Consider the following 9,305-nt stretch of genomic DNA (forward strand, 5'->3'; position numbering starts at 1 on the left):
AGCGACAAATGCCCGCCGATCGGATCGGCTCCCCGCGGGCTCGACCGCCGGCCCCAGCGACCTGCGACCGGGGCCGACGGGTGTGTCGGGAATCTGCCATACAGCGCGTGTCGACCCGGCGCGAGCGTCGTGGGAACGTCCTCGACGGGGCTGGGTGCGAGCCGGTCGGCCGAGCGGCTGGAGGAGCCGACGCGGACAACCGTTACCGCAGGGCGGCACCTCGTCGCGACAGGGGTGGTTCCAGGCGGTCGAGGGCCCTCAGCGAGCGGCCCGCGGAGACGGACGCGAGCGGCCGTGACGTGTGCAGGCGGCTCGCACGCGGGGTCGTCTTCGAAAGTGCTTTTAGTACTCCTCTGCCAGATGGGTGTACAGCCCGCGCGGGGTTGATGATGCTCCTAGCCTCTCAGGATATTCCGCCGCGATTTTCTCGCGGCGCCCGGGTCGAACCCGGACCGGCGGGGGAGCGCGAGCCCACGCGCGGGAGGTGATCCACAAATGCCAGTATACGTAGATTTCGACGTGCCCGCGGACCTCGAAGACGACGCGCTCGAGGCCCTCGAGGTCGCACGAGACACAGGCACCGTGAAGAAAGGAACCAACGAGACGACCAAGGCCGTCGAGCGCGGCAACGCGGAACTCGTCTTCGTCGCCGAGGACGTCCAGCCCGAGGAGATCGTCATGCACCTCCCGGAGCTGGCCGACGAGAAGGACATCCCGTTCGTCTTCATCGGCACGCAGGACGAGGTCGGGCACGCTGCCGGTCTCGAAGTCGGTAGCGCGGCCGCCGCCGTCGTCGACGCGGGCGACGCCCAGGACGACGTCGACGACATCGCCAGCAAGGTCGAGGAACTGCGGTAGGTGACCCGGTATGTCTGCTGAAGAATCCGACGGAAACGGCGGTTCCACGGCCGCCGAAGTCATCGAAGTCGTGGGCCGCACGGGGATGCACGGCGAGGCCATGCAGGTCAAGTGCCGGATCCGCGGCGGCGAGAACCAGGGCCGCATCATCACGCGAAACGTCCTCGGGCCGGTCCGGGAGGGCGACGTGCTCCAGCTCCGCGAGACCGCGCGCGAGGCCGACCAGATCGGAGGCCAATAATGCCACGAACGCGCGAATGTGACTACTGCGGCACCGACATCGAGCCCGGGACGGGCACCATGTTCGTCCGCACCAACGGCTCGACCATCCACTACTGCTCCTCGAAGTGCGAGAAGAACGCCAACCTCGGTCGCGAATCGCGCGACCTCGAATGGGCGGGCGAGGAGGAGGACGCCGCGGAGTCCGACGAGGACGAGCCGGCCGCCGAACCGGAGCCCGAGCCCGAAGTCGAGGAAAGTTCCGAGGCCGACGGTGACGAGGCTGACTCCGACGAGGACGAGTCGGAAGCGGAAGCCGACACCGATGCCGACGAAGCGGCGGACGCCGACGAGTCCGACGCCGACGAAGAGGAGGCCGAGGCCCAATGAGCCACCACGACGAGCGCACGTTCGTGATGGCCAAGCCCGACGCCGTTCAGCGCGGACTCACCGGCGAGATCGTCACTCGCCTGGAGGAGCGCGGGCTGAAGCTCGTCGGCGCGAAGTTCATGCAGATCGACCAGAAGCTCGCCGAGCAGCACTACGGCGAGCACGCGGACAAGCCCTTCTTCGACGAGCTCGTCGAGTTCATCACCAGCGGTCCGGTGATGGCGATGGTCTGGCAGGGCGCCGACGCGACCCGCCAGGTCCGTCAGATGATGGGCGCGACCGACCCCGCCGACGCCGCACCCGGCACCATCCGCGGCGACTACGGTCTCGACCTCGGTCAGAACATCATCCACGGTTCCGACCACGAGGACGAGGGCGCCAACGAGCGCGAGATCGAGCTGTTCTTCGACGAGGACGAACTCGTCGAGTACGAGCGCTCGGACGAGCCCTGGGTCTACGAAGACGAAGACCACTGAGCCGCTGAGTCCCCGCTTTTCGGCCGTCGCTGCGCACGTCGACCGGGCTCCGGTCGACTTCGCTTCTCGCTCGCGAGTCTCATCCCTGTTCGCACGTCGCTGGCCGCGAGTCGTGACAGCGTCGGCGTAGCTTTTTGACGGGTCGGCCGCACCACCCGCCATGGACGAGATCGCCGAGGACGTGCTGTCGACGCCGCCCGACGCCGACGAGGAGTGTTCGGTCTGTGGCGAGTCGATCCCGATCGAGGACGGTGTGGTCCCGCCTGCGGGCGAGGAGTACGCCGTGCTTCGGGCCGCCGACCCACAGAGCGCCGGCGTGATGACCGAGCGGTGGGTCCATCGCGAGTGTCTCCGGACGTATCTGAAGGAGTCGGGAGCGGACGAGCGGTGACGAGTCCGACGGCGCGGTGACAGCCTTCCGGGAGTCGACGGTAGCGACGCTCTCAGTTGTCCCGGTGGCCGAGACGGGGTGATCGGGTGGCGTCCGACGCCCGTCGGACGTACGGCTTCGCCGCAGGTGATACATTTTTCTCACCCCCAGATCAATAGAGTGGCGTGCAGACGACATCGGCCGCAGATATCGAAGCCGTCCTCGACGAGTCCGGGCCGGACTACGAGGAGTTCAGCTACGAAGCGGCCACCGGTGGGACCCGTGCCGACGTGTACATGGTCACGCTCGTCTATCGGGGCAACGAGTACGAGGTGGTCGTCAAGTTCGAACCGCCGGGCGACGACCGGTTCGCGGTCGAGCCGAAGCTCCACGAGTACGTCGCCGACCGAACCGAGATCCCGATCCCGCGCATTCTCGTCTTCAAGCAGGAGCCCGAGCGGGCGGTGCCACCCTACTTCGTCACCGAGCGGGTGCGCGGCGACAACCTCGCCGACCAGTACGGCGCGATGGACCAGAGTCACTGGGAGCGGGTCATCGAGCAGGTCGGGTCGATCATGGGCGACCTGCACTCGGAGATCGCCTTCGAGGCGTTCGGTCGGCTGATGCTCTACGACGACCGGATCACGATCCGCAACTGGCGGGGCAACTGGCGGGAGTACTTCGGCGACCTGACCCGCTCGCACATCGAACGTCTCGACGGGACGCCCTTCGAGGGGATGCAGTCGCGGGCGCGTGACGCCATCGAGGACACCCTCCCGCTGGTCCCCGAGGACGGGATGCCCCGGCTCGTCCACGACGATATGCAGCCGACGAACCTCCTCTGTATGCTCGACGAACCGGACCCGGTCACCGCGGTCCTTGACTGGCAGGACACGCTGGCGGCCCACCGCGACTACCAGCTCGCCCAGTCGGAGTTCCTCTACATCGACTCGACGTTCGACGACCCGGAGGTGTGCGAACGACTGCGCGAGCAGCTCTACGAGGGCTACCGGACCCACACGGAGTTCGACCCCGGCGAGACTTACGAGCGGACCAAACCGGTCTACCAGCTGTCGACGCTCCTGTGGCGGATGACCGGCTTCGACGACGCCTTCGCCGAAGACGACCTGGGCCGCGCCCGCGCGGAGTTCCAGTACCGCCAGCAGTTCGACCGCCTGCTGGCCGAACTCCCGCGGTGACGGTCCCGCGCGCCGTCCCGTCGATCCGACATCTCCCCATCCGGCGCGAACGAACCTGTCTGACTGGAGACCTGTTTCCCGTAACGAAGTTGTTAAGTTGTCGCTCTACGGACCCCTCGGCAGGATGCGCTCCGTGTCGTCCCCGCCGACCGGTCTCGACGGCCCCGTCCAGCTGCGGGAGCGAGTCCGTCGCGTGCGTCGGTCGTGATGCCCGGTGTCGCAGTCCCGGCCCCGATCGCCCAGTCGCCCTGGCCCCGGACGGGTCCGGTCGCCGTCGCGGTCCGCCGATGAACCGTCGCTCGCGCCCCCGCATCGAGTCGCCAGTCGCGAACCACACCTCCCCCGACCAATGAATCGAACCAAGACAGTAGCACTCGTAGTCCTGATCGCAGTCGCATCGCTTCCGGCCGTCGCGGCCGCTACCAGTGTCAACGTGACCATCTCGTCGGTCGACGTGAGCCCGGCCGAGCCGGTCCCCGGCGACGAGGTCACGATCGAACCGACGATCGAGAACTTCGACAGCAGCTCCGCGGGGTACTTCCTCGACCGCGTGCGAGTCATCGAGGCCGACGACGGGCCCGACCCGAAGGAGTACGCCGAGGTGAAGAACATCGGGACGCTCCCGGCCGGCTCCGACCGGTCGGTTCCGCTGTCGATGTCGTTCGACGAGCCCGGTACGTACGACCTGCAGGTCAACGTCTCCGGTCGCGACACCGACCAGAACCGTGTGACGCGGCTGAGTTACCCGGTGTCGATCACCGTCGAGGAGCGGTACCCGCAACTCGACATCGACGCCGACGACTCCGTGGCGGGCGTCCGCGCGGACGGTTCGGTCACCGTCGCCAACAGCCTGTCGAGCCCCATCGAGAGCGTCGAACTCACCGTCGGCGGTGAGAACGTCACCGTCACCAACCGCCGGGAAGTGCTGGCGACGGTCAGAAGCAACGCCTCCCGCTCCGTCGAGTTCGACTACCGCGCGGACGACCCGGGCCGCCATCGGGTGACCGCGACGCTGACCTACACGACCGCCGGCGGCGTGACGGACACGGTCACCGACACGGTGACGGTCCGGACGGAGACCGAACGGCCGCAGCTCGACATCGATACCAACACCTCGATCGCCGGGCTGGAGTCCGACGGCACCGTCACGGTCGCCAACGGGCTCGGCGCGGCGGTGACCAACGCCGAGCTGACGGTCGCCGGCGACGGCGTCACCGTCCGCAACGGCCGCTCGGTGTTCACCCGGATCGCCGACGGCGAGTCGACCACGGCGGCCTTCGACTTCCGGCCCTCGGCCGCCGGCGACCACGAGGTGACCGCGACGTTCGCCTACTCGACACCGGGCGGGGCGACCCGGACCGTCACGGAGACGGTCTCCCTCCAGGCCGACCCGCTGCGCGACAGCGTCGCGCTCGACCTGAGCACTCGACAGGGTGGCAACTCCCAGGCGGTGACGGTGTCGGTACTCAACGGCGGTAACGCGCCCATCTCGAACGTCAGCGTACGCGCAACCTCGCCGAACGCGACGGTGGGTCGGGCGCTCGTCGACCGCGTCGCCGCGGGCGAGTCCCGAACCGTCCGGCTGAACGCGACGCTGTCCGGTGACCGCGCGGCGGTCGACGTGGTGGCAACCTACGACGTGGCCCGCCAGCGCGGCGAGGCCGCGGCGTCGACGGCGCTCACCCAGACGCCGGGCACTATCGGCCTGACCGGGCTGGAGGTCGTCCCCGACGGCGGGCGGCTCCGCGTCTCCGGCAGCGCGAGCAACCTCGGGACGACCGACGCCCAGAGCGTGCTCGTCAGCGTCGTCGACACCGAAGCGGTGACGCCGACCGCGCCCAACCGCGAGTACTTCGTCGGGACCGTCCCCGCGAGCGACTTCGTCTCCTTCGACGTGTACGCGACGGCGACGGGCAACGTCTCGACAGTTCCGCTGGAAGTCGAGTATCTCGTCGACGGCCAGCGCGTCACCCGCACCGTCGAGGCCGACGCTGCCGCCGCCAGCCGCGCGCTCGCCGCCGGCCCCGACGTGGATCCGAACTCGACCGGCGGCGGCTCCCTCCTCCCGCTGGTCGTCGGTACCGTCGTGGTGATCGCCGTCCTCGCCGTGGGCGTCCGCGCCTGGAGGACGAGACGTGGCGGTGATTGAGACCCGGGGCGCCGTCAAGCGCTACCGGACCGGCGGGGAGACCCTGGAGGCCCTGAAAGGGATCGACTTCGCCGTCGAACCCGGGGAGTTCGTCTCCATCATGGGACCCAGCGGGAGCGGCAAGACCACGCTGCTCAACCTGCTCGGCCTGCTCGACGACCCCAGCGAGGGCGAGGTCCTGCTCGACGGCGAGGACGTGACCGGCCTCTCCGACCGCGAGCAGACCGCCGCACGCAAGCGGACCATCGGCTTCGTCTTCCAGAACTTCTACCTCATCCCGACGCTGACCGCGAGGGAGAACGTCGAGGTGCCCGCGCTCTTCGACCACGACCCGACCGTCGAGGAGCGGTCGGTCGACCTGCTCGAGCGGATGGGACTGGGCGACCGGCTGGACCACAAACCCGACGAACTCTCCGGCGGCCAGAAACAGCGGGTCGCCATCGCGCGCTCGCTCATCAACGAGCCCCGGCTCCTGTTGGCCGACGAGCCGACGGGGAACCTCGACCGCGAGACCGGCCGGCAGATCTTGGAGGAGTTCGTCGAGATCACCGAACGGGACGTGGCCGTCATCGCCGTCACCCACGACGAACTCGTCAACGAGTACGTCGACCGCACGGTGGAACTCGTCGACGGCTACATGGGCTCGGACGTGCCGACCGGTGCCTACGGGAAACCGGCGGGCGGCCCCGCCGAAACCGCCGACCCGGACCCGGACCCGGGCGCCGGCGCGGTCGGTTCGGTCGACGAAGGCGACCCGGGGAGTGGTGAGCCGTGATGGGCTGGCTGCGCCGGCGGTTCCCCGCCCTGCTGATGGCCCGGCGCAACATCGGACGGACGAAGGTCCGCTCGGTGCTGGCGGCGCTGGGCATCGTCATCGGCGTCATCGCTATCGCGTCACTCGGGATGTTCGGGCTGACGCTGCGCTACCAGCTCACCGAGAACCTCGGCGACATCGGCAACCAGGTCATGGTCACCCCGGCCGACTCGTCTGGGGCGCCCGGGGCGCTCACCGAGCGAGACCTCCGGCAGGTCGAGTCGCTCGCGGGGTCCGGCGCCACGGTCGCGCCCGCGGTCCAGCGGTTCACCACCGTCTCCTACGGCAGGGGGGCCGGCGAGACCAGGGCGGTGATGGGGATCGACCAGCCGGGCAAGCTGTTCGAGGCCCGCGAGGGGTCGATCCCCGAACCCTACCGGAGCGGCGCACTGATCGGGCCGAACCTCGCTGACCAGCGCGATCTGGGCCCCGGCGACACGATCACGGTCAACGGCTCGACCGAGCGGGTCGTCGCCGTCCTCTCGCCGAGCCAGGGCTTCGGGTTCACCGACCCGAGCGACCAGATCGTCCTGCCGACCCGGACGTTCGACAGCCGCGGCTACGACACGATCACCGTCACCGAGACCGACAGCACCGCCGCCAACGCCACCGCGGTGGCGATCCGCGCGCAGTTGAACGACCGGCGCGAGCGGGTGTCCGTCCAGGACTTCTCCGGCGTCGCCGACCAGATCGGCCAGTCGTTCCAGGCCGTGAACCTCTTTCTCATCGGGATCGGCTCCATCTCCCTGCTGGTCGCCGGCGTCAGCATCCTGAACGTGATGCTGATGAGTGCCGTCGAGCGCCGCCAGGAGATCGGCGTGTTGCGCGCCGTCGGCTTCCAGAAACGCGACGTGCTGAAGATCATGCTCTCGGAGGCGGTCCTGCTGGGGATCGTCGGCGGCCTCGCCGGCGCCGGCTTCTCCATCGTCGCCGGGATGGCTCTCAACCACTTCGTCGTCGGCGACGCGAGCCTCGTTTTCCGTCCCGGGAACTTCGTTTACATCGGCCTCGCGTTCGCCTTCGGCGTCGGGACGAGCCTCCTCAGCGGGCTCTATCCGGCGTGGAAGGCCGCCAACGAACGCCCCGTCGAAGCGCTGCGGGGCTAAAAACTGTCGCCGTACCCGATTTTCCGCCCGCCGTCCGCGCCCCGTCGCTCAGTCCGCGTTGACCGTCAGCCGCGGGCTCGCGCGGTCGACCGTCACCGCCGCGAACTGCTCGAACCAGTCGGACTCACCGGATTCGAAGGCGTCCAGGCAGTCCTGAACGGTGAAGTTGATCTCGCCGGTCCCGTCGGCGCAGGGGAACACGGCCTGCAGGTCGCTGCCCTCGTAGACGGCGAGCGACGCCATCGGGAAGACGACCACGTCGTGGACCGCGTCGCTGCCGATGTACGAGCGCTGACGGCGCTCGAAGGCCGGTTCGAGCCGGTAGCCGTTCTCGCCCGCCCACTCGCCGAACTCGTCGTAGGTGGCCAGCGCCGCGTCGCGGCTGTCCTGCTCGGGCGTCCGGATGCGTTGCCAGGAGGCGTCGACCTCGGTGTCGGTGACGACGCCCTCGGCTTCCAGGTCCTCGACCCGTGCGAGGATCCGCTGCTGGCGGTCGTAGCTGCCGTACGTGTCCCCGCGGAGGTAGAGTTCGATCCGGTGGTCGGCTGTGTCCGTCATGGGTTCTGTCACTTGATCGATCCCTCGGGTGGCCCCCTGAAAACGCTTTCCGCCCTATGCCTTCGAGGGACTTTAGGGACCTAAAGTGAGTCGCGTTGACGCCGTTCCCGCGGGTTGAGTCCCGGTTCCGTACGAACCGCCTGCGGGCCGCCGGGACCTCCCGACGGCTGGAACGGCGGAGCCGCGTTCAGTCGTCGGCCGACGCCGTCTCACCGAGGGCGGGCACGTCGATCTCGCCGGTGTCGAGTTCGGCCTCGACCTCGCGGGCCGCGGTGACCATGTTCTCCATCTTCTCGTAGGCCTTCTCGCGGGGGAGCAGCTTCAGGCCGCAGTCCGGGGAGATCGTGAGCTGCTCCGGCGGGACGACCTTCAGGCCCTGACGGATGTTGTCCTTGATCTCCTCGACCGTCTCGACCTCGGCGGTGTGGTTGTCGATGACGCCCAGCGCCAGGTCGAGCGTGAACTCGGGATCGGTGAACACGTCGATCTGCTCGTAGTCGCCGTTGGTGAGTTCGAGGTCGAGCTCGTCGATCGGGTAGTCGAGCACCTCGGGGTAGATCCGCGAGTAGTCGCCGTAACAGACGTGGAGGCCGATGCGGACCTCCTCGGGGATGCCCTCGACGATCCGTTCGAGGCACTCGCCGACGATGGCGTGGTCGTCGGGCGTCGTGGCGAGCGCGGGCTCGTCGATCTGGATGTAGCGGGCGCCGGCGTCGACCAGCTGTTCGATCTCCTCGTTGACCAGTTCGGCCAGGTCGTATGCCAGCGCCTCGTCGTCGTCGTAGGCCTCGTTGAACGTCCAGTTGGCCAGCGTGTACGGGCCGGTGATGGGCACCTTGACGGGGCGGTCGGCGACGGAATCGGTGAACTCGAACTCGTCGACGAGCCACTGCTCGCCGTATTCGACCTCCTCGGCGACGGAGGGCTTGTTGAAGTAGTTGTGGCCCCACACCTTCACGCGGCCGTTGAACTCGTAGCCCTCGATGCGCTCGGCGAAGTACTCGACCATCTCGGTCCGGCGCATCTCGCCGTCGACGACGGTGTCGAGGCCGGCCCGCTCGTGCTCCTCGGTGATGAGGCGAGCGGCGTCGTCCTTGGCCTCCTCCCACTCAGTGTCGCCGAAGTTGTCCTCGTCGTCCTCGTACAGCTGTCTCTTATACACATCT

The 9,305-nt window shown here is 68.6% G+C and carries 11 protein-coding genes; 9 read left to right on the forward strand and 2 right to left on the reverse strand.

Features of this window, described 5'->3' with window-relative positions:
- The first annotated feature begins 495 nt into the window (after positions 1-495).
- From rpl7ae to C475_RS10300, 9 genes are all read left to right on the forward strand, one after another.
- The gene (gene rpl7ae / locus C475_RS10260; protein ID WP_006883754.1) at positions 496-858 is read left to right on the forward strand and encodes a 50S ribosomal protein L7Ae; all 363 of its coding nucleotides are present in this window, start codon (positions 496-498) and stop codon (positions 856-858) included.
- Positions 859-868: 10 nt separating this feature from the next.
- Positions 869-1,099 carry a 30S ribosomal protein S28e gene (locus tag C475_RS10265; protein WP_006883755.1) on the forward strand — a complete coding sequence of 77 codons (231 nt, stop codon included), beginning with the start codon at positions 869-871 and terminating at the stop codon, positions 1,097-1,099.
- Positions 1,099-1,467, forward strand: a complete 369-nt coding sequence (locus C475_RS10270) for a 50S ribosomal protein L24e (protein ID WP_006883756.1) — start codon at positions 1,099-1,101, stop codon at positions 1,465-1,467. Before C475_RS10265 ends, C475_RS10270 begins: the two co-directional genes overlap by 1 nt.
- Positions 1,464-1,943, forward strand: a complete 480-nt coding sequence (gene ndk / locus C475_RS10275) for a nucleoside-diphosphate kinase (protein ID WP_006883757.1) — start codon at positions 1,464-1,466, stop codon at positions 1,941-1,943. The genes C475_RS10270 and ndk overlap by 4 nt, the downstream gene beginning before the upstream one ends.
- Before the next feature lie 160 nt (positions 1,944-2,103).
- Complete coding sequence (locus C475_RS10280; RefSeq protein WP_006883758.1) at positions 2,104-2,334, forward strand: hypothetical protein; 231 nt, start codon at positions 2,104-2,106, stop codon at positions 2,332-2,334.
- A 164-nt stretch (positions 2,335-2,498) separates the two neighbouring features.
- The gene (locus C475_RS10285; RefSeq protein WP_006883759.1) at positions 2,499-3,512 is read left to right on the forward strand and encodes a phosphotransferase family protein; all 1,014 of its coding nucleotides are present in this window, start codon (positions 2,499-2,501) and stop codon (positions 3,510-3,512) included.
- A gap of 349 nt (positions 3,513-3,861) precedes the next feature.
- Complete coding sequence (locus C475_RS22340) at positions 3,862-5,661, forward strand: COG1361 family protein (RefSeq protein WP_152436381.1); 1,800 nt, start codon at positions 3,862-3,864, stop codon at positions 5,659-5,661.
- Positions 5,648-6,436, forward strand: a complete 789-nt coding sequence (locus tag C475_RS10295; protein WP_006883761.1) for an ABC transporter ATP-binding protein — start codon at positions 5,648-5,650, stop codon at positions 6,434-6,436. The genes C475_RS22340 and C475_RS10295 overlap by 14 nt, the downstream gene beginning before the upstream one ends.
- Positions 6,436-7,581 carry an ABC transporter permease gene (locus tag C475_RS10300; RefSeq protein WP_006883762.1) on the forward strand — a complete coding sequence of 382 codons (1,146 nt, stop codon included), beginning with the start codon at positions 6,436-6,438 and terminating at the stop codon, positions 7,579-7,581. The genes C475_RS10295 and C475_RS10300 overlap by 1 nt, the downstream gene beginning before the upstream one ends.
- A gap of 48 nt (positions 7,582-7,629) precedes the next feature.
- Here the strand turns inward: C475_RS10300 and C475_RS10305 are convergent, their stop codons facing one another.
- Positions 7,630-8,139, reverse strand: coding sequence for an HTH domain-containing protein (locus tag C475_RS10305; protein ID WP_006883763.1), 510 nt, complete (start codon positions 8,137-8,139; stop codon positions 7,630-7,632).
- A 187-nt stretch (positions 8,140-8,326) separates the two neighbouring features.
- Positions 8,327-9,305 (reverse strand): methionine synthase (locus C475_RS10310; RefSeq protein WP_006883764.1); only part of this gene is annotated, 979 nt, incomplete at its 5' end.

The organism is Halosimplex carlsbadense 2-9-1 (genome assembly GCF_000337455.1).
Classification (GTDB): Archaea; Halobacteriota; Halobacteria; order Halobacteriales; family Haloarculaceae; genus Halosimplex; species Halosimplex carlsbadense.

What these genes read in the sequence shown, in the direction of transcription:
- C475_RS10305 (WP_006883763.1), bottom strand. Translation starts at nt 8,139, where the DNA reads ATGACGGACACAGCCGACCACCGGATCGAACTCTACCTCCGCGGGGAC.
- C475_RS10265 (WP_006883755.1), top strand. Translation starts at nt 869, where the DNA reads ATGTCTGCTGAAGAATCCGACGGAAACGGCGGTTCCACGGCCGCCGAA.
- C475_RS22340 (WP_152436381.1), top strand. Translation starts at nt 3,862, where the DNA reads ATGAATCGAACCAAGACAGTAGCACTCGTAGTCCTGATCGCAGTCGCA.
- ndk (WP_006883757.1), top strand. Translation starts at nt 1,464, where the DNA reads ATGAGCCACCACGACGAGCGCACGTTCGTGATGGCCAAGCCCGACGCC.
- C475_RS10280 (WP_006883758.1), top strand. Translation starts at nt 2,104, where the DNA reads ATGGACGAGATCGCCGAGGACGTGCTGTCGACGCCGCCCGACGCCGAC.
- rpl7ae (WP_006883754.1), top strand. Translation starts at nt 496, where the DNA reads ATGCCAGTATACGTAGATTTCGACGTGCCCGCGGACCTCGAAGACGAC.
- C475_RS10270 (WP_006883756.1), top strand. Translation starts at nt 1,099, where the DNA reads ATGCCACGAACGCGCGAATGTGACTACTGCGGCACCGACATCGAGCCC.
- C475_RS10300 (WP_006883762.1), top strand. Translation starts at nt 6,436, where the DNA reads ATGGGCTGGCTGCGCCGGCGGTTCCCCGCCCTGCTGATGGCCCGGCGC.